Genomic DNA, 18,112 nt, shown 5'->3' on the forward strand with positions numbered 1-18,112 from the left:
CTCCTGCCCAATCGCCACTGAGCCCTGGCATTCCCCAGTGACTGAAAACCCCTGAACTACCGACAGGTCCCGTGGCAGGATGAACTCATCGCCGCTGGACGAGAGGATCCCCATGTCTCAACAAGACATCACCACGCGCTCACCGAACGGTGAGACGAAGAATATGTCGTTGCTGATTAGAGGATCCCTCTGGATCGCAATCGGTGCGCTGATCGCAGCGGCGCTCGTGTGCGTCATCTGGGTCCTTGTCGGAGATCAGAACGGCTTGATCGGTCGAGCTTTCCTCACCATCGTGCTGCTGGCGGCGTTCGCTGGCATCGCGATCTTGGAGGCGAGTCTCGCACCGAACCGTCCTGACTGGCTACAGCTGGCCAGCATGGTCAGCTGGATCATCGCGCTACTGGTCGGTGCCGTAAAGATCTGGCTTCCGGAAGATGGTTACTTCTTCGGCGCCGAGCGCTTCTTCCAGCTCCTCCTCGTCATAGGCATTCTGCAGCTAGCGCTCCTGCATGTGCGGCTCTTCACCCCTGCGGCGCAACGACACGTCACCACCTTCACTCAGGTGATCTACATGGTGACCGTTGCCTTCCTCTGCGGCCTCGTCGGGATGCTCGTCTTCTTCCTCGCCTTCCCGAACACTTTTGTTTACGGAGAGCTCTACTGGCGGATCGTGGTCGCGTTGACGATTCTCGTCGCCGTGGGGACCACGCTGATCCCGCTTCTGAATGCTCTGTTCGCACCGAAGAAGGAGGCACCCGCGGAGCGGGCAGTGGCCTCCCCGCCATCGTGGCCGACGTATGCGGATGGCGTCACGCCCCTGCCCGCGTTGCCGGACTCGAGTCCAGACTGGAACGCGTACTACACCGGATACCCCACCGTTGCCGCCCAGCAACAGCAGCCTGCAACGGCCATCGTGCCGAACTTTCCCGTGCCGAATGCGCCCGTACCGCCGCAGCCACCGGCTCCACAGCAACTATCGGCGCCACAGCAGCCACCGGCTCCACAGCAGTCAACGCCTCCGTCTACAAGCCTCGGGGGTCACGCACTCCCTCAGGCTCCCGCGAACACGTCGCCTGTGGCGCCGCCTTCGGGGGAGCAGTCCTTCCCGCCGCCGCCGCCCACACCGCAGGCTCCCGCACCGCAGGCGCCCACGCAGTGACGCTTTCACTGGAGCTGTCAGAGCTCGCGACAGAGATCGCTCGGGAAGCGGGAGAGCTGGCGCGTCGCCGACGAGACGAAGGTGTGCGCCTCGCGGCCACCAAATCGACACTCGCCGACATCGTTACCGAGGCTGACCGCGAAGTCGAAGCGCTCATTCGAGACCGCATTCGAGAGGCGAGAGCAGGCGACGGGTTCCTCGGAGAGGAGACCGGCGCTGAGCTTGGCGAAAGTGGCATCACCTGGGTGGTCGACCCCATCGACGGCACTGTCAACTACGCCTACGGCATCCCCGCCTACAACGTCAGCATCGCCGCGGTCAGCGGCAACCCCGAGCCGGAGTCGTGGGAGGCGCTCGCCGCTGCCGTCAACGCCCCGGCGGTCGGGGAGATTTTCACTGCGGCGCTCGGGCACGGTGCCTGGCTTGCGGGAAACCGGCTCGCTGTCACGGGAGAGACCCCTGCCGGCGCGCTTCTCGCTACGGGGTTCGGCTATGACCCGGCGACGCACGCTGACGACCTCGCAACGGTGAGCCGCGTCATGCCGATGGCGCGCGACCTGCGGCGCATGGGGGCAGCCGCACTCGACCTTGCGTACGTTGCCGCTGGTCGAATCGATGGATATTTCGAGCGCGGATTGCGTCCGTGGGATCACGCCGCCGGCGAACTCCTGGTGCGAGAAGCTGGCGGAGCAGTGTCGTGGATCGACAGCAGCGCCACTCGTCCGATGCTGATCGCGGGAGGACGTGAAGTCCATGCCAAACTGCACGCGATTCTTACGGAAAAAAGATGAACGATTCATGGCATTCTCAGACTGATCAAGGTATCGTTTACCCGATCGTTACTTCCGCCACCCGAAGGTGAAAGTCGATTCAGCGCCCCGAGACTGACGCACAACCGAGAGAAACCTTTTGCCCTTCGAGAATTCCCAGGCTGACTCCGTGCCCACCCGCCGGTCGAGCCGACTCCGAGACGCGGCCGCCCAGGCCTCTACGGATGGAACGACGACACCTGCCTCTGCCGCAGAGGCTGCCATCGCTCTCTCGGTAGTCGCACCGCTTTCTCGTCGTGCGTCACGTCAGCGCCCCGTGGCCGCCGACACTCCCGCAGTGAACTCTGCCGCAGGGGAGCCCGCCGCCCCGCTAGTGGCAAAAACGCGTGAGACGACCGTTGCTGACATCGCAGATGTTCCCGTCGCTCCCGCCCCCATCACTGTTGAGACCAAGCCTGCTGCCGCAGAAGCGGCTTCTCGCGTCTCCGCACATCCCTCCGTCGAAGACGACGTCGATGCTTTCGAGCGCGCCTCGCGCGCTTTCAGCAACACCGGATCGGTGCCAACGGCAGCTGACTCTGAGCAGGCCGCTACCGAGCAGCGCCCCGCAGGGGCTGTGCCGCCTACCTCCACCTTCGTCGCGCACGTGGCTCCTCGTCGGTCGCGCAGCGTCCGAAAGGTATTCGCTGTCGGCGCGACCGTTGGCGTGATGAGCCTCGCGGGGCTCCTCGCCGTCTCAATGACTCTTCCGGCCGAGGCCGTCGCCGCCGTGCAGAGTGCGCCCGGTGCCTCGATGTCTCTGGTGTCGGCAGGTTCTGCAGGCGCCGAGGCAACGGACGAAGAAGAGATTCAGGCTTTCGTTGCTCCGTCCGGGGTGGAGAACGAGTCGCTCGTTCGCGCCGATGACTTCAGCACCGTATCGCTGGTGCAGGTAGCTGCAGAGCAGGGCATCAACTACTCGGGCGAGGTTTACACGAACGACCCGGAGGCCGCGATTCAGTGGCCTTTCCTTGTGGGCGTCGGGATGAGCTACGGCTACGGCATGCGCAGCGGACGGCTTCATGAAGGAATCGACTTCGTGCCGGGCGATGGTGCGCCTGCCCAGTCGATCGCCGATGGTACCGTCCGCATTGCTACCGAGCAGGGCGGCGCCTACGGCGTTACCGTCTACATCGATCACGTCATCGACGGTGAAGTCATCACGAGCCACTACTCGCACATGCAGTACGGCTCGTTGCAGGTGAAAGCCGGCGACAAGGTGAAGGTCGGCGACATCGTCGGCAAGACCGGAAACACGGGCCGCTCCTACGGCGCCCACATGCACTTTGAGCTCATCGTCAACGGATCGACCATCGATCCGATGCCGTGGCTGAACGAGAACGCCGGACGGTACGACTACTAACCGGCTCGATTTCATGAGGACGCCACTGTGATGGTATTCTCGTACGGTTGCCTCGCAAGGGGCAGCACGCCCCGATAGCTCAGTGGTAGAGCACTTCCATGGTAAGGAAGGGGTCGTCAGTTCAATCCTGACTCGGGGCTCGCAGCATTCTTCTCACGCGGACGGATGCCTCGCGGCAGGGTAGCTCAGCTGGTTAGAGCGCACGACTCATAATCGTGAGGTCGCGGGTTCAAGCCCCGCTCCTGCTACAGATTCAAACCCCCGATTTATCGGGGGTTTTTTCGTGTCCTGAGGTTAGCGAAGTGCGAGTACGGCCACAGAGCATGTGTGCAATAGTGCACACATGCTCTGTGGGAATGGTCATTGTTGTTCGAGCTTCGCGCTGGGAGACTCAGCAAACCGGGAACGTGCCGCAGCTCATAAGACGCGAGCGGCAGGCCTCAGATGTCAATGCCGACAGGCGCGCTACGGCGCGGAGGAGCTTAAAGATGAGTGCAAATGCTGGGCCACGCCCATCATCGAAAGAGTCGGGTCTGCGCAAGGTCGTCGCCGCCTCTATGGCAGGCACAGTCGTGGAGTGGTACGAGTTTTTCTTGTACGCCACTGCTGTCACCCTGGTGTTCGGCAAAGTGTTCTTTCCGAACTCAGGGTCTGAGCTCGATGCCATCATGGCCGGGTTCCTCACCTACGCCGTTGGCTTCGTGGCACGGCCAATTGGTGGCATCGTCTTTGGCCACTTCGGCGATAAGTTCGGACGCAAGAAGCTGCTGCAGCTGAGCATCATCCTGGTCGGCGTTTCGACTTTCCTGATGGGGTGCATCCCCACGTTCGGTCAGATCGGCTACTGGGCTCCGGCGCTACTTGTCGGTCTGCGCTTTATTCAAGGCTTCGCAGTGGGCGGCGAATGGGGCGGCGCTGTGCTGCTCGTAGCTGAGCACAGCCCGAATAAGTCGCGCGGCTTCTGGTCTTCCTGGCCACAGTCGGCTGTGCCGATCGGTAACCTGCTGGCCACCGGCGTGCTGCTCACGCTAGCCACCCTTCTGAGCGACGAAGCGTTCCTGAGCTGGGGTTGGCGGGTGGCGTTCTGGCTCTCTGCCGTCATCGTGCTGGTGGGCTACTACATCCGCACCAAGGTCAGCGATGCTCCGATTTTCTTGGAAGCGCAGTCGGAAATCGCAGACAACCCCAAGGTTGGCTATGGCGTGATCGAGGTCTTGCGCCGCTACCCGCGTGGGGTGTTCACGGCCATGGGTCTGCGCTTCGCCGAGAATATTCTCTACTACCTGGTGGTCACGTTCTCGATCACCTATCTCAAGGTCATTGTCGACATCGACACCTCCCGCATTCTGATGCTGTTGCTCGTGGCGCACGCCATCCACTTCGTGGTGGTGCCGCTGGTAGGGCGTCTCTCTGACTCGCTCGGACGCAAGCCCACCTACATGATCGGCGCATTGACTGGCGCGACCTGGGGTTTCTTCGCCTTCCCGATGATGGACACCCGGGACGACTTCATGATCCTGGCCTCGGTCACGATCGGGCTCACCTTCCACGCCTTCATGTACGCAGGTCAGCCGGCGATCATGGCCGAGATGTTCCCGACGCGCATGCGGTACTCGGGCGTCTCGCTCGGTTACCAGGTCACCTCCATCGTGGCTGGTTCGATGGCCCCGTTTATCGCTACCGGCCTGGTGGAGCGTTACAACTCCTCCGTTCCCGTGGCGATCTACCTACTCGGCGCCTGCATGGTGACAGCGGTTGCGGTGTACTTCTTGAAAGAGACCAAGGGCGTCTCACTGCAAGACATCGACGACGCCGATGCCGCAGGAACGTTGGCGCTGGGGCGTGCCGCTGCGGCTAAAGTCGCGGCCACACAGAGCGAGAAATGACTGCTGATTCCAGCAGACGCCGGGCACTTGTGACCGGAGGCGCAGGCGGGGTGGGGGCCGCCTGCGCCAGGTCGCTCGCGGCCCAAGGCGCCTACGTTATCGTCGCGGACCGCGACGCGAGCGGTGCCGCGGCCGTCGCCGCCGAGGTGGGCGGTGAATCTTGGGCGATAGACCTGACAGACACCGCAGAGCTGGAGTCCCTGACCCTCGACGTGGACATCCTCGTCAACAATGCCGGTATCCAGTCGATCAGTCCCATCGAAGACTTTGATCCGGCCGCATTCAGGCTCATCATGACGGTGATGCTGGAGGCGCCGTTCTTGCTGATTCGAGCAGCGCTGCCTCATATGTACGAGCAGGGCTTCGGCCGCATCATCAATATGTCATCTGTGCACGGGCTGCGTGCCTCCCCGTTCAAGTCGGCGTATGTCGCGGCCAAACATGGGCTCGAGGGGCTTTCAAAGGTCACGGCCCGCGAGGGGGGAGCGCACGGCGTCACCAGCAACTGCGTCAATCCCGGGTACGTGCGGACGGCGCTTGTGGAGGGGCAGATCGCCGAGCAGGCGGCACGCCACGGCATCTCGGAGGCTCAGGTGCTGGCCGACGTCATGCTCGCCAAAAATGCAATCAAACGGCTGATCGAACCTCAGGAAGTTGCCGGGCTGGTGGCCTGGTTGGCGTCCGACCAGGCCACCATGGTGACGGGTGCCTCATACGTCATGGATGGCGGCTGGACAACCTAACTCGGTCGCCAGGCTAGCTCGGTCGTCAGGCGGGGAGGAGCTGGTCTTTCATCCGCGACGTCTCCTGCAGGAGCGCGCCCATCACCGCCTGCACGGCGGGGGATCGAAGGGACTCTGGCCGCGCCGCCGCCCAGTACTGCACCTTCTGCTCCACCTCCCGTGGCAATACTCTGACGAGTCCTTGCTGGCCCTCCGCCATGAACGCCGGCAACATCCCGATCCCGGCGTTGGCCTTGACCGCCTCTATTTGGGCGAAGACGCTCGTGGCCTGGAACTGTGCTGGCACGCTGGTGAGTGACCGGCGTTGCTGTGCCAGCTCGGCTACCTGAAGCGTGGACTCCAGGTAAGAAATGAAGCGGTGGTTAGCCAGTTCGGCTGTCGTCTCGGGCATGCCGTGATTCGCGACATATCCGGCACCGGCATAAAGGCGCAGTGCGTAGTCGGCCAGCAACATCGTCTCGGCTTGGTCTACTTCGACGCTCCCAGGCACCACCTCGATGTCGACGCCAGAGCGGTTCCGGCTCAAGCGTCTGGTGGCGCTGAGAAGCTCGACGCGCAGCAGGGGGTGCCTCTCTTGCAACCGTACGAGGGCAGGGGTGGCGATGTGCACCCCAAAGGCATCCGACGTGCTCACTCGCACGACGCCGGAGATCGCATCGGCCCCGTTCCGCACGCCGGTGCCGAGGGCGCTGAGGCTCTTTTCAATGCCCTCGGCGGCCGACACGGCTGCACGGCCGAGCTCTGTCAGCTCCCACCCCTGGGGAGTTCGCTCCAGCGTGCGGCCGCCCAGCTGCTTGTCGAGCGCCAAGATTCGCCGCGAAACGGTGGTGTGCGTGGTGTCTAAGGCATCAGCGACAGCGGTGAAGCGACCGAGCCTTGCCACCGAAAGTAACACCAGGAGATCGTCAGGGCTGGGCGATCGCGTGAAGTCCAGCATTGAACTGCTCTCCTGTCTGGGACGCCATCGTCCGCTCATCTGAACGTGTGCATAGATGCACATGCACTCTGCCATTTTCGTTCTTGTTTGCACTCTAACAGGGTGTGATGCTGGCCTTGCCGGGCTCGAATCAAGGGCGCTGGGACAGAGGGCGACGTATGCGAGGGAGCATTCATCATGGCAGTTGTAGCGTGGATTGGTTTGGGCAACATGGGGGGCCCGATGACAGCCAACATGGTTAAAGCAGGGCACACTGTGCGCGGCTTCGACCTGAATGATGATGCTCTCGCCGCAGCCGTCGAGCGCGGCGTTGAGGCTGCTGATTCGATCGCCGACGCTGTCGCCGGCGCCGACGTCGTCTTCAGCATGCTCCCGAAAGGCGAGCCTGTGCGCAGCGTCTACCTCGAGGGCGACGGCATCCTCGCCCATGCAGACAAGGGTGCCCTCTTGATCGACTCCTCCACGATCGACATCGAGTCTTCGCAAGCCGTGCACGACGCCGCGGCTGACGCTGGCTTCCGCTTCGTTGACGCCCCTGTCTCTGGAGGCATGAGTGGCGCGACCGCCGGGACCCTCACCTTCATGATCGGTGGGGAAAGCGGCGCGGTGGCTGATGCTTCCGAGTACATCAAGCCGATGGCTGGAAACATCATCCCGACGGGCGGTGCCACCACAGGTCAGGCCGCCAAAATCTGCAACAACCTCATCCTGTTCATCAACCTCGCCTCCACGGCCGAGGGTGCCGTGCTGGCAGACAGGCTCGGCCTAGACAAGCAGGTCTTTTGGGATATCGCCGCTGTGTCATCCGGTGACAGTTGGGCGCTGCGCACCTGGTACCCGATCGCTGGGGTGGTGCCGACAGCGGCATCCAACAACGACTTCGCCGCCTCTTTTACCGCAGACCTGGCGAACAAAGACATCGGACTGGCCATTGCCGCGGCGCGGAACACCGACACCCCGCTGGAAATTGGGGAGCACGTTCAGCAACTGTTCCAAAGGCTCATCGATCAGGGCGAGGGTGGCAAAGACTGCAGCCAGATCGTGTCACTGATCGACGGATCGCTCGAGAGCTCCGGAACGCGATCGGACTAGAGGCCGCGTCGCCGTAGCCCGCTGGAGGGTGGAAGGTGGGGGATGGCGATCGGGCGTGTGGCACGAGATGTGTAGTGATAGCCGCGCACAGCCTGCAACACGTCCGTCGCCGTCGCATACCGCATCGGAAGCGGAAGGTCTCGGCGCCAGAGTGTTTCCACCCCGTCAGTGGTCTCGGCGAAAATCATGCACACCACTCGACGATGATCATGTTCCGGATAATGCCGGTCGTGAACGGCCCAATTCGACGCGTTCACCTGCACCAGAGTGAATCTCTCCTCCGGATCGGTACCCTTCTCCATTTCTCTCCTGACTCTCCCAATCTGCAGTGTGCGCTCTCGCAAGCCGAAGCGCGAGCCCCTTGACAGTGCGCGAGATGCGGTGCAGTTCAGGCGTATCTGCGAAATCCGTTGCGAATGCCCGGGGTATCCCACGGATTCAGTTGACAAGAAACTCGTTGACGCGCGAACTGCGCTGGCTCTACTGTTCTGAACATGACGACTACCCCCATTCATTTAGAACGCCCAGGCGGTAAAGGCCTTGCAGTTGGCACGCTCGGGCTCTGGGGGTCTACCGTCATCGGGCTGGCATCCACGGCGCCTGTCTATTCGCTGGTGGCGACACTCGGGTTCGTCGTGCTCGCGGTGGGAGCACAGGCGCCCATCGCGTTCATCATCGCGTTCGTCCCGATGCTGCTCATCGCCTTCGCCTATCGAGAACTCAACAATGCTGTTCCGGATTGCGGCACGACCTTCACCTGGGGAACCAAGGCGTTCGGCCCGTGGGTGGGCTGGATGGGCGGCTGGGGCGTCGCCGTCGCCGGGATGGTCGTGCTCGCCAACCTCGCCCAGATCGCATCGGTGTACTTCTGGTCGCTGATCGGGCAAGACGTCGAGAACAACGACTGGCGTGTGGTGCTCGTCGCGGTGGCCTTTATTGCGGCGATGACCTGGGTGAGTTGGAGAGGGGTGGAGATCGGGGAGCGGCTGCAGAACATCCTGCTCGCCATCCAATACCTGGCACTCGCCATCTTTGTGGTGGCGGCTCTCTGGCAGTTCTTCGCTGGCACAGCCCCGAACCCCACTCCTTTTGATTGGGAGTGGATGAACCCGTTCGCCTTCACCGAATGGTCGGGCTTCACCGAGGCCATCTTGCTCGCACTCTTCATCTACTGGGGCTGGGACACCTGCCTCGCCCTGAATGAGGAGACCAAAGACCCAAAGCGCATTCCGGGAAGAGCAGCTCTGCTCACGACCGTCATCCTGCTCTTCACCTACGTCTCGGTCACGATCGCGGCGATGATGTACGCCGGACTGGGAGAGGACGGCACCGGCCTTGGCAATGAGGCCAATGCCGACGACTTCTTCCTCGCCATCAAAGACGGCCTGCTCGGCCCGTTCGGATGGGTGCTGGTGGTCGCGGTGATCATCTCGGCGATCTCGTCGACCCAGACAACGATTTTGCCGACAGCTCGTGGAACGCTGGCGATGGGCGTGTACCGCGCGTTGCCCGAGCGATTCAAGAAGGTGCATCCGACCTACAAGACGCCTTCGTTCTCGACCCTCGTGATGGGAGTTGTGGCGTCGCTGTACTACGTCGGTATGACGCTGATCAGCGACAACATTTTGCAAGACTCCATTTTGTCGCTCGGCCTTGCGATCGCGTTCTACTACGCCATCACCGGCTTCGCTTGCGTCTGGTACTTCCGCAAGGATCTGACGAGCTCAACCCATGCCTTCTTCTTCAAGGGGCTGTTCCCCCTGCTCGGTGGCGTCATGCTGGCGTGGGCTTTCATTCAGTCGGCCATCGACATGTGGGATGTCGACTACGGCTACACGGTCTTGTTCGGCATCGGCGGAACCTTCGTGATCGGCGTTGGCTCGCTCGCGTTCGGGCTGGTGTTGATGTTCGTCTGGTACTTGTTCCCCCGGTCGAAGCGGTTCTTCCGTGGCGAGAGCCTCAACCGCGACACCCAGGTGATGGTGCCGGATGAGCCGAACGTGACCATTCGTTCTATTGACGGTGGCATCTGAGCGGAGCGATGCGGCGGCACAGGGGGAGCGGCACGGGTGTCTTAGGCTTGAGCGGTGCGCATCCGGCTTGATATCGCCTACGACGGCACCCACTTTCGAGGGTGGGCAAAGCAACCGACGCTTCGCACGGTGCAGGGGACGCTAGAGGCAGCGCTCTCGCGGATCGTCGGGTCCGATGTGCAGTTTGTCGTCGCCGGACGCACTGACGCTGGCGTCCATGCCAGTGGGCAGGTGGCGCACGTTGACCTGGACGAGCAGCAGTGGTCACGGATTGCGGCGAGAAACGGACGTCAACCAGAAAGCCCGGCAGAGACGATCGCCGGACGCATGCGCGGAGTGCTCGGTGCATACTCCGACGTGGCCGTCGTGCGCTCCTCTGTCGCCCCAGAGGGATTCGACGCCCGGTTCTCAGCCGTCTGGCGACGCTATCGTTACCGTCTCGCAGACTCGCACGCTGGCTATGATCCGCTGCGCCGCCTGAACACGACAAGCGTTCGTGCGCACCTGGACGAGCAGGCGATGGACGCCGCGGCCCGCACGCTCATCGGGCTGCATGATTTTGCGGCGTACTGCAAGCCTCGAGAGGGAGCGACCACGATTCGCACCCTGCTGGACTACCGCTGGGAACGCGACGCCGACGGAGTGCTCGTCGCAGAGGTGAAAGCAGACGCCTTCTGCCACAGCATGGTGCGCGCCCTCGTCGGAGTGTGTGTCGCCGTGGGGGAGGGGCGACTCGATGTCAGTGACGTAGTCCTGCTCCGCGACGCGCTGACCAGAACCAGCGAATTCAAGGTGATGGCTGCGCGCGGCCTCACCCTCGCTGAGGTGGGATATCCGGAGGAGAATCTGCTCGCCCTTCGCGCCGAGCAGACCCGCGCACGCCGATCCCCGTGAATCGATAGTGAATCTGCAGCTAGCACCATGAAGCTGCGAGTAGCGTAGGTGCCGTTATGAAGGTCATTTCCTACAACCTCCAAAAGCATCGGGCAGCAAGTGAGCTCGCGGCGCTCGTCGGTGAGCACGATCCCGACATCCTCTGTCTGCAAGAGTGCGACGTTCCGGAGCTTCCGTCGCAGATCGGCGACCTCGCGCTTGCAGATGCGACGCAAGGAAACCGGCTGGGGCTTGCCCTGTTCTATCGGTCAAGCAGATTCCATCTGCAGGGCATCCGGATGCTGGGCCTCAAAAAGTCGCTGCACGACAGGATCGCAAAGCCCGCCCATGAACGAGTACTCGGGGCGCGGCTGCGCGACATCGACGATGGTCAGGATTTCATCGTGGCGTCTTTCCACGCCGCCCCGCTTACAGCGCTGAACTCGTTGCGACGGCACCAGATCCGTGCGGCGCTCACCGAGCTCGCGACGCTTGGCGAAGACTTGCCTCAGCTGATGGTCGGCGACTACAACTACCCGGTCTTCAAAGAAAGCCTCGGCCAGGCCGTGCGAAATCACGGCTACTCGCTCTCCATGAGTGACGACCACACCTACACCCGGTATCGCATCTTTCGCGGGCACTACGACTTCGCGACATCAGCCGGATTTGAGATCGAGCGCATCACGACCCTGCCGCAGGGGTCGAGCGACCACCGTCCGATCCTTGTCACCGTCAAACCCGACTGAGCAAGCAGTTTGGGCATCCGGCACTCGGTGGCGTATGATTTCCCTTTGGTGCCTTTCCCGTCCGCGGCGAAAGTGCATCGTCCGAACGTGAGCCCTCCACTGGCGTGTTCCCATCTCTGCAGACTCGATGAGTCGGAGATGAAGAACCACCCCGGAGTGGGATTCACGAACTTCTCCGTTCGACACAAGAAAGCAGCACTATCGTGACGCGCACTTACACCCCCAAGGCTGGCGAAGTCCAGCGCGATTGGGTCGTCATCGACGCCACAGACGTCGTTCTCGGCCGCTTGGCTTCGCACGCCGCTACGCTCCTGCGTGGCAAGCACAAGCCGACCTTCGCTAACCACATCGACTCGGGTGACTTTGTCATCATCGTGAACGCTGAGAAGGTCGCGCTCACCGGTCAGAAGCTCCAGAAGAAGATGGCCTACCGTCACTCGGGTTACCCGGGCGGCCTGAAGTCGGTCACCTACGCCGAGCTCCTCGAGAAGAACCCGGTCCGCGCTGTCGAGAAGGCCATCCGTGGCATGCTCCCCAAGAACAGCATCGGCCGCCAGCAGTTGTCGAAGCTCAAGGTGTACGTCGGTGCAGAGCACCCGCACGCCGCGCAGCAGCCGCAGACGTACACCCTCGACCAGGTCGCCCAGTAAGCGCCGTAAAGACTTAAGGACATACTCGTGGCTGACATCCAGGACACCACCGAAACCCCCCAGAGCTTCTCGACTTCGACTCCCGAGACTGAAGCAGTCGAGGCGGCTCCCCGCCCCGTGCTGAACGTCCCCGGCGCCGCTGTCGGTCGTCGCAAGCAGGCTATTGCCCGCGTGCGTATCGTTCCAGGCTCTGGCACGATCACGGTCAACGGCCGCACGATCGAGGACTACTTCCCGAACAAGCTGCACCAGCAGCTGATCAACGACCCGTTCACGGTGCTGAGCCTTGCTGGTTCGTACGACGTGATCGCGCGCATCTCCGGCGGAGGCCCCTCGGGCCAGGCCGGTGCGCTTCGTCTCGGCATTGCACGTTCGCTGAACGGCATCGACGAGGAGAACAACCGTCCCACCCTGAAGAAGGCCGGCTTCCTTTCGCGCGACGCTCGCGTCAAGGAGCGCAAGAAGGCTGGACTCAAGAAGGCCCGTAAGGCGCCTCAGTACTCGAAGCGTTAAGGTCTACTGCTCCGATGCCGATCTTTGGCACGGACGGCGTACGAGGACTCGCCAATGGCGTCCTCACCGCCGACCTCGCGCTTACCCTGGCCCAGGCGACTGCTGTCGTCCTGGGCCAGGGCCGTACTGCGGAGGCTCGCAAAGCCGAAGGCAAGCGACTCACCGCAGTAGTCGCCAGAGACCCTCGGGTCTCCGGACACTTCCTGGCCGCGGCTGTTTCTGCTGGCCTCGCCTCCTCTGGCGTTGATGTGCTGGAAGCAGGGGTTATCCCCACACCAGCGCTTGCATTCCTGGTGGCCGATCGTGACGCCGATTTCGGTGTGATGATTTCGGCGTCGCACAACGCGGCGCCCGACAACGGCATCAAGATTTTTGCCCGCGGAGGGCGCAAGCTCCCAGATGCCGTTGAACAGCGCATCGAAGAGGCAATGGCTGGTGAAATCCTGCGCCCGACGGGGGCAGGTGTGGGCCGTATCGAGCGGTTCTCTGACGCCGAAGACCGCTACGTCGTGCATCTGCTCGGCTCGCTGCCGAACCGTCTCGATGGCATCCATGTGGTGCTGGACTGCGCGCACGGCGCGGCATCTGGCGTGTCTCCAGACACGTTCCGTGATGCGGGCGCTGAGCTCACGGTCATCGGTGCAGAGCCAGACGGCTGGAACATCAACGACGGTGTTGGATCTACCCACCTCGACAACCTTGCTGAGGCTGTCGTGCGTTTGGGGGCCGACATTGGTATCGCCCATGATGGCGACGCCGACCGTTGCTTGGCCGTCGATGCGCAAGGCAACGCGATCGACGGTGACCAGATCATGGCGATCCTCGCGCTGGCAATGAAAGACCGTGGACACCTCGTCGATGACACGCTTGTCGCGACAGTGATGAGCAACCTCGGTTTGCATGTCGCTATGCGCGAGAACGGTATCGCTGTGCGGCAGACCGCTGTCGGCGACCGTTACGTGCTCGAAGACATGAACCAGGGCGGCTACTCGCTGGGAGGCGAGCAGTCCGGTCACGTGATCATGAGCGAATTCGCGACCACGGGCGACGGCATCCTCACCGGACTGCACCTGGTGGCCGAGATGGCACGCCAGAAGAAGTCGATCGCTGAACTCGCGGCCGTAATGAAGGTGTACCCGCAGGTGCTGATCAACGTGCGCGATGTCGACAAAGATCGCGTCGCCGACGATGAGGGCGTCCTGCAGGCCGTGCGTGAAGTGGAAGCAGAGCTCGGCGACACAGGCCGTGTGCTGCTGCGCAAGTCAGGCACAGAGCCTCTGGTGCGCGTCATGGTCGAAGCGGCTGACGCGGAGTCGGTGCATGCCTACGCTGACCGTCTAGCGGCGGTTGTCAAAGAACGCCTCGCGCTCTAATCCTCGCGCAACTGTATAAATGGCCGGCCGCTGATTCAGCGGCCGGCCATTTACGTTTCGTCCCAGCCCAGCTGCTCGATGTAGCGGAGCAGCACGCCCTCGCGCAGTGCCCAGGGTGACACTTCTAGTTCTTCGACCTTCAGCGCGGTCATCGCGGCGTGTAGGGAGATGGCTGCCGCCACGATCTGGAAGGTGCGGTCGGGGGTGATCCCAGGGAGCTCCTGTCTGGCGGATGCCGGTAGGCGTGCAAGCCGTGGAATCCAGGAGCCGAGCGATGCGCGAGGCAACAGCATCCGTTCGTTCCCCGACCACCCAGGCGCGGGGTAGCCGACGAGTCGCGCCAGGGAACGGATCGCCTTTGACGAGCCGACAACGTGATCGGGGCGGGGGAGCGCGGCGAATCGTGGTGTGACCTCTTTCAGGGTCGCCAGAGCGTGGGTGCGCAGCGTCTCTACGTCTGTCTCCCCAGGTGGGTCATTCGGTAAGAACTGCATCGTCATGCGCCCGGCGCCCAGTGGCACGGAGGCTGCAGCGTCTGGCAGTTCTTCTGCACCCGCGGCGATTTCGAGGGAGCCGCCGCCAATGTCGAGCAGCAGCAGCTGACCTGCTGACCACCCGAACCAGCGTCGCACGGCGAGGAACGTCAGTTCCGCCTCTGTCTCCCCGTCGAGGACCTGCAAGGGCTGGCCCAGCGCCTTCTCGATGCGGGCGATAACGTCTGCACCATTCTGCGCATCGCGCACGGCACTCGTTGCCGTCGCGAGGAGCGAATCCACGCGCTCGGTCTCTGCAACTCTGCGCGCTTGCGTGACAGCAGCTTCGAGCGCTGTGACGCCTTCTTCTGAGATCGAGCCATCGGCGGTGAGATAGCGCATCAGGCGCAACACCGTCCTGTCGCTCGTCGTCGCGAGTGGTCGTCCACCGGGGCGGACGTCGGCCGCCAGCATGTGGACGGTATTGGATCCGATATCAAGGACTCCCAGGCGCACGGAAAGAGACTACTCGCTCCCGGATACGATGTATCCCGTGAGCACCGCCGACCCCACCCTCCCGTTGTCCCCCTACCGGGAGATCGGTCGAGCAGAGTGGGCGCGGCTCGCTGCGGGAATCGACCAACCGCTCACCGAGACTGAAGTCGTGGAGCTCCGAGGTATCGGTGACAGGCTCGACCTCAATGAGGTGCGCGAGGTCTACCTGCCGTTGAGTCGTCTCCTGAGTCTCTATGCCACTTCGACGAAGCGTTTGGGGGCCGCTACCTCCGCTTTTCTGCAAGAGGAAGACACGACGACACCGTTCGTGGTCGGAGTTGCGGGATCCGTCGCGGTCGGAAAATCGACTATCGCGCGTCTTCTGCGGGAATTGATGAGTAGGTGGCCTGGCACCCCTCGAGTAGAGCTGGTCACCACCGACGGGTTCTTGTACCCAAATGCAGAGCTCGAGCGCCGCGGGATTATGGACCGCAAGGGTTTCCCTGAGTCATATGACCGCCGGGCGCTCATCGACTTTTTGACCGAGGTCAAGAGCGGCGCCACCGAGGTGCGAGCGCCGTTCTACTCGCATATGCGCTACGACATCGTGCCAGATGCGAACGTCGTCGTGCGTCGTCCTGACGTAGTCATCGTCGAGGGTCTGAATGTGTTGCAGCCGCCAGCGGCCCCCAACGACGTCGCGGTGAGCGATCTCTTCGACTTTTCGATCTTTGTCGACGCCGAGATCTCGAATATTGAGAAGTGGTACGTCGACCGCTTTCTGGCGCTGCGCCAAGCGGCGTTCAGTAACCCGTCGTCGTACTTCAACGTGTTTGCGCACCTCACAGACGAAGAGGCGATCGCCACCGCGCTCGGGTACTGGAACGAGATCAACATGCCCAACCTCATCGACAATGTGATGCCGACACGACACCGGGCGCGCTTGGTCTTGCGCAAGGGAGCGGGCCACGGCGTCGAGACGGTGTTGCTGCGCAAACTCTGAGCTTGCGCCTGTCCGAATATTGTTCGGACGACTCGCAAAAATCCAGGCTTATTCTTTATCCCATGTGTGGAATCGTTGGATACGTGGGCCCGCGCCCCAGCCAGGACATCCTTCTCGCCGGTCTTGCCCGCTTGGAGTACCGAGGCTATGACTCTGCGGGAGTGGCTGTCATCGACGGCGAAGGCTCGCTCGGAATGCGCAAGAAGGCGGGCAAGCTCGCGATGCTTCGCGACTCGCTGACGGATGCGCCGCTCCCGGATGGATCGACAGGCATCGGTCACACCCGCTGGGCCACGCACGGCGGTCCCACCGACGGCAACGCGCACCCGCACCTCGCAGACAATGACAAGCTCGCGGTCATTCACAACGGCATCATCGAGAACTTCTCCGTGCTGCGGGAAGAACTCCTCGCTGAGGGCATCGTCTTTCAGAGTGAGACAGACACAGAGGTCGCTGCTGCGCTACTCGGACGTGAGTACGCGAGCAACGGCGGTGACCTGCAGCTTGCGTTCCGCGGAGTCGTAAACCGCCTGGAAGGCGCATTCACACTTCTTGCGATGCACCAAGATCATCCAGGTCTCGTGGTGGGCGCTCGCCGCAACTCCCCGCTCGTGATCGGCCTGGGCGATGGAGAGAACTTCCTTGGCTCCGACGTCGCCGCGTTCATCGAGTACACCCGTAAGGCGCTCGCGATCGGGCAGGACCAGATCGTTTCGATCACCCCGAACGCCGTCAGCGTCACGGACTTTGCTGGTACCCCCGTTGAGCCGGAGCCGTTCGACGTCTCCTGGGATGCTGCTGCCGCAGAAAAGGGCGGCTGGTCGAGCTTCATGGCGAAAGAGGTGTCGGAGCAGCCTGAGGCTGTGGCCAACACGATCCGCGGTCGCATTCGCGACGGCCAGGTCGTCATTCCAGAACTCGATGGTCTCGACGAGCTCTTCGTGGGAATCAATCGCGTCATCATTACGGCCTGCGGCACCGCGTCATACGCTGCTCTTGTCGGCAAATACGCGATCGAGCAGTGGGCACGCGTGGCGGTTGACGTCGAACTCGCGCATGAGTTCCGTTACCGCGATCCGGTCATCGGCGCCGACACCCTGGTCGTATCGATCAGTCAGTCCGGCGAAACCATGGACACGCTCATGGCCGTGAAGTACGCCAGCGAGCGCGGCGCACGCACCCTCTCGATCTGCAATACGCAAGGGGCCACGATTCCTCGCGAGTCCGATGCTGTCGTCTACACCCACGCGGGTCCCGAGGTTGCTGTCGCATCGACGAAGGCATTCTCGGCGCAGATCACGGCCTTGCTGCTTCTCGGACTGCACATGGGGCGCGTACGCGGAGCTGTCGCAGACGCTTCTGTGGATGTGGCCGAGCTTGCCGCTTTGCCAGAGAAGATCGCCAAGGTGCTGGAGAGCGAGCAGGAGCACGTCTCGCAGCTCGCTGGCTGGATGGCAGACACGCGCTCTGTGCTGTTCCTCGGCCGTCACGTCGGATACCCGATTGCGCTGGAGGGGGCCCTGAAGCTCAAGGAGATCTCCTACATCCACGCGGAGGGGTTTGCCGCTGGTGAGCTGAAGCACGGCCCGATTGCGCTCATCGAGCCTGGTCAGCCCGTCTTCGTGCTGGTACCGTCGCCTCGTCACTCGGCCTTGGTGCATTCCAAGGTGGTCTCGAACATTCAGGAGATCCGTGCTCGCGGCGCCAGAGTGATCGTGATTGCCGAAGAGGGCGACGCCGCTGTGCTGCCGTTTGCCGATGAGGTCATCCACATCCCGCTCGCCGGAGTGATGTTCGAGCCGCTGCTTGCCGTCGTGCCGCTGCAGATCTTCGCGATGGCGTTGGCGACAGCCAAGGGCCTCGACGTCGACCAGCCACGCAACCTCGCGAAGTCGGTCACCGTCGAGTAGGTTCGTCCTTTCGATTTGCATGGGTCCAGGTGCCGTCAGGCTCGGTAGGCTGGG

The 18,112-nt window shown here is 62.8% G+C and carries 17 protein-coding genes and 2 tRNA genes; 16 read left to right on the forward strand and 3 right to left on the reverse strand.

All coding sequences use genetic code 11. From position 1 onward, the window contains the following. The first annotated feature begins 112 nt into the window (after positions 1 to 112). From AB0O87_RS12650 to AB0O87_RS12680, 7 genes are all read left to right on the forward strand, one after another. Positions 113 to 1,159 carry a hypothetical protein gene (locus tag AB0O87_RS12650; protein ID WP_363516518.1) on the forward strand — a complete coding sequence of 349 codons (1,047 nt, stop codon included), beginning with the start codon at positions 113 to 115 and terminating at the stop codon, positions 1,157 to 1,159. Beyond that, positions 1,156 to 1,950: an inositol monophosphatase family protein gene (locus AB0O87_RS12655; RefSeq protein WP_363516521.1), complete on the forward strand. Its 795-nt coding sequence runs from the start codon at positions 1,156 to 1,158 to the stop codon at positions 1,948 to 1,950. Before AB0O87_RS12650 ends, AB0O87_RS12655 begins: the two co-directional genes overlap by 4 nt. A gap of 148 nt (positions 1,951 to 2,098) precedes the next feature. Next, positions 2,099 to 3,331: a peptidoglycan DD-metalloendopeptidase family protein gene (locus AB0O87_RS12660; protein ID WP_363516524.1), complete on the forward strand. Its 1,233-nt coding sequence runs from the start codon at positions 2,099 to 2,101 to the stop codon at positions 3,329 to 3,331. A 68-nt stretch (positions 3,332 to 3,399) separates the two neighbouring features. Then, positions 3,400 to 3,471 (forward strand) — tRNA-Thr (locus AB0O87_RS12665). A gap of 34 nt (positions 3,472 to 3,505) precedes the next feature. Beyond that, a tRNA-Met gene (locus AB0O87_RS12670) sits at positions 3,506 to 3,579 on the forward strand. Positions 3,580 to 3,819: 240 nt separating this feature from the next. Further along, positions 3,820 to 5,217, forward strand: a complete 1,398-nt coding sequence (locus AB0O87_RS12675; protein ID WP_363516526.1) for an MFS transporter — start codon at positions 3,820 to 3,822, stop codon at positions 5,215 to 5,217. Then, the gene (locus AB0O87_RS12680; protein WP_363516529.1) at positions 5,214 to 5,960 is read left to right on the forward strand and encodes a 3-hydroxybutyrate dehydrogenase; all 747 of its coding nucleotides are present in this window, start codon (positions 5,214 to 5,216) and stop codon (positions 5,958 to 5,960) included. The genes AB0O87_RS12675 and AB0O87_RS12680 overlap by 4 nt, the downstream gene beginning before the upstream one ends. A gap of 25 nt (positions 5,961 to 5,985) precedes the next feature. Here the strand turns inward: AB0O87_RS12680 and AB0O87_RS12685 are convergent, their stop codons facing one another. Next, positions 5,986 to 6,897 carry a LysR family transcriptional regulator gene (locus tag AB0O87_RS12685; RefSeq protein ID WP_363516532.1) on the reverse strand — a complete coding sequence of 304 codons (912 nt, stop codon included), beginning with the start codon at positions 6,895 to 6,897 and terminating at the stop codon, positions 5,986 to 5,988. 177 nt (positions 6,898 to 7,074) lie between these two features. On the opposite strand from AB0O87_RS12685, the gene mmsB reads away from it, so the two are divergent. Then, positions 7,075 to 7,989, forward strand: a complete 915-nt coding sequence (gene mmsB / locus AB0O87_RS12690; RefSeq protein WP_363516535.1) for a 3-hydroxyisobutyrate dehydrogenase — start codon at positions 7,075 to 7,077, stop codon at positions 7,987 to 7,989. Here mmsB and AB0O87_RS12695 read toward each other — a convergent pair. After that, the gene (locus AB0O87_RS12695) at positions 7,986 to 8,291 is read right to left on the reverse strand and encodes a hypothetical protein (protein WP_363516538.1); all 306 of its coding nucleotides are present in this window, start codon (positions 8,289 to 8,291) and stop codon (positions 7,986 to 7,988) included. The two genes, mmsB and AB0O87_RS12695, sit on opposite strands and share 4 nt — an antisense overlap. Before the next feature lie 192 nt (positions 8,292 to 8,483). On the opposite strand from AB0O87_RS12695, the gene AB0O87_RS12700 reads away from it, so the two are divergent. The 6 genes from AB0O87_RS12700 (at position 8,484) to glmM (ending at position 14,177) form a co-directional block, all read left to right on the forward strand. Then, on the forward strand, positions 8,484 to 10,022 hold the full coding sequence (locus AB0O87_RS12700; protein WP_363516541.1) for an APC family permease: 1,539 nt from the start codon (positions 8,484 to 8,486) through the stop codon (positions 10,020 to 10,022). Positions 10,023 to 10,076: 54 nt separating this feature from the next. Then, positions 10,077 to 10,916, forward strand: a complete 840-nt coding sequence (truA, locus tag AB0O87_RS12705; protein ID WP_363516544.1) for a tRNA pseudouridine(38-40) synthase TruA — start codon at positions 10,077 to 10,079, stop codon at positions 10,914 to 10,916. A gap of 56 nt (positions 10,917 to 10,972) precedes the next feature. Further along, complete coding sequence (locus AB0O87_RS12710) at positions 10,973 to 11,641, forward strand: endonuclease/exonuclease/phosphatase family protein (RefSeq protein WP_363516547.1); 669 nt, start codon at positions 10,973 to 10,975, stop codon at positions 11,639 to 11,641. Positions 11,642 to 11,844: 203 nt separating this feature from the next. Then, on the forward strand, positions 11,845 to 12,291 hold the full coding sequence (gene rplM / locus AB0O87_RS12715; RefSeq protein ID WP_363516550.1) for a 50S ribosomal protein L13: 447 nt from the start codon (positions 11,845 to 11,847) through the stop codon (positions 12,289 to 12,291). A 27-nt stretch (positions 12,292 to 12,318) separates the two neighbouring features. Further along, entirely contained in the window at positions 12,319 to 12,804 is a 486-nt protein-coding gene (gene rpsI / locus AB0O87_RS12720) for a 30S ribosomal protein S9 (protein ID WP_363516553.1), read from the forward strand. 14 nt (positions 12,805 to 12,818) lie between these two features. Continuing rightward, positions 12,819 to 14,177 (forward strand): phosphoglucosamine mutase, encoded by a 1,359-nt coding sequence (gene glmM / locus AB0O87_RS12725; protein ID WP_363516556.1) that lies wholly within the window; start codon positions 12,819 to 12,821, stop codon positions 14,175 to 14,177. Positions 14,178 to 14,227: 50 nt separating this feature from the next. Here glmM and AB0O87_RS12730 read toward each other — a convergent pair whose 3' ends face one another. Further along, on the reverse strand, positions 14,228 to 15,166 hold the full coding sequence (locus tag AB0O87_RS12730) for a Ppx/GppA family phosphatase (protein ID WP_363516559.1): 939 nt from the start codon (positions 15,164 to 15,166) through the stop codon (positions 14,228 to 14,230). Between the two features lie 28 nt (positions 15,167 to 15,194). Between AB0O87_RS12730 and coaA the strand changes: the two genes are divergently transcribed. Together coaA and glmS are read left to right on the forward strand one after the other, a co-directional pair. Beyond that, entirely contained in the window at positions 15,195 to 16,148 is a 954-nt protein-coding gene (gene coaA, locus AB0O87_RS12735) for a type I pantothenate kinase (RefSeq protein WP_363516562.1), read from the forward strand. A gap of 62 nt (positions 16,149 to 16,210) precedes the next feature. Then, complete coding sequence (glmS, locus tag AB0O87_RS12740) at positions 16,211 to 18,058, forward strand: glutamine--fructose-6-phosphate transaminase (isomerizing) (RefSeq protein ID WP_363516565.1); 1,848 nt, start codon at positions 16,211 to 16,213, stop codon at positions 18,056 to 18,058. The last annotated feature ends 54 nt before the right edge of the window (positions 18,059 to 18,112 follow it).

Source organism: Microbacterium sp. NPDC076768 (genome assembly GCF_040687205.1).
Classification (GTDB): domain Bacteria; phylum Actinomycetota; class Actinomycetes; order Actinomycetales; family Microbacteriaceae; genus Microbacterium.

What these genes read in the sequence shown, in the direction of transcription:
- AB0O87_RS12695 (WP_363516538.1), bottom strand. Translation starts at nt 8,291, where the DNA reads ATGGAGAAGGGTACCGATCCGGAGGAGAGATTCACTCTGGTGCAGGTG.
- AB0O87_RS12675 (WP_363516526.1), top strand. Translation starts at nt 3,820, where the DNA reads ATGAGTGCAAATGCTGGGCCACGCCCATCATCGAAAGAGTCGGGTCTG.
- AB0O87_RS12710 (WP_363516547.1), top strand. Translation starts at nt 10,973, where the DNA reads ATGAAGGTCATTTCCTACAACCTCCAAAAGCATCGGGCAGCAAGTGAG.
- AB0O87_RS12650 (WP_363516518.1), top strand. Translation starts at nt 113, where the DNA reads ATGTCTCAACAAGACATCACCACGCGCTCACCGAACGGTGAGACGAAG.
- AB0O87_RS12700 (WP_363516541.1), top strand. Translation starts at nt 8,484, where the DNA reads ATGACGACTACCCCCATTCATTTAGAACGCCCAGGCGGTAAAGGCCTT.
- glmS (WP_363516565.1), top strand. Translation starts at nt 16,211, where the DNA reads ATGTGTGGAATCGTTGGATACGTGGGCCCGCGCCCCAGCCAGGACATC.
- AB0O87_RS12680 (WP_363516529.1), top strand. Translation starts at nt 5,214, where the DNA reads ATGACTGCTGATTCCAGCAGACGCCGGGCACTTGTGACCGGAGGCGCA.
- AB0O87_RS12685 (WP_363516532.1), bottom strand. Translation starts at nt 6,897, where the DNA reads ATGCTGGACTTCACGCGATCGCCCAGCCCTGACGATCTCCTGGTGTTA.
- glmM (WP_363516556.1), top strand. Translation starts at nt 12,819, where the DNA reads ATGCCGATCTTTGGCACGGACGGCGTACGAGGACTCGCCAATGGCGTC.
- mmsB (WP_363516535.1), top strand. Translation starts at nt 7,075, where the DNA reads ATGGCAGTTGTAGCGTGGATTGGTTTGGGCAACATGGGGGGCCCGATG.
- coaA (WP_363516562.1), top strand. Translation starts at nt 15,195, where the DNA reads ATGTATCCCGTGAGCACCGCCGACCCCACCCTCCCGTTGTCCCCCTAC.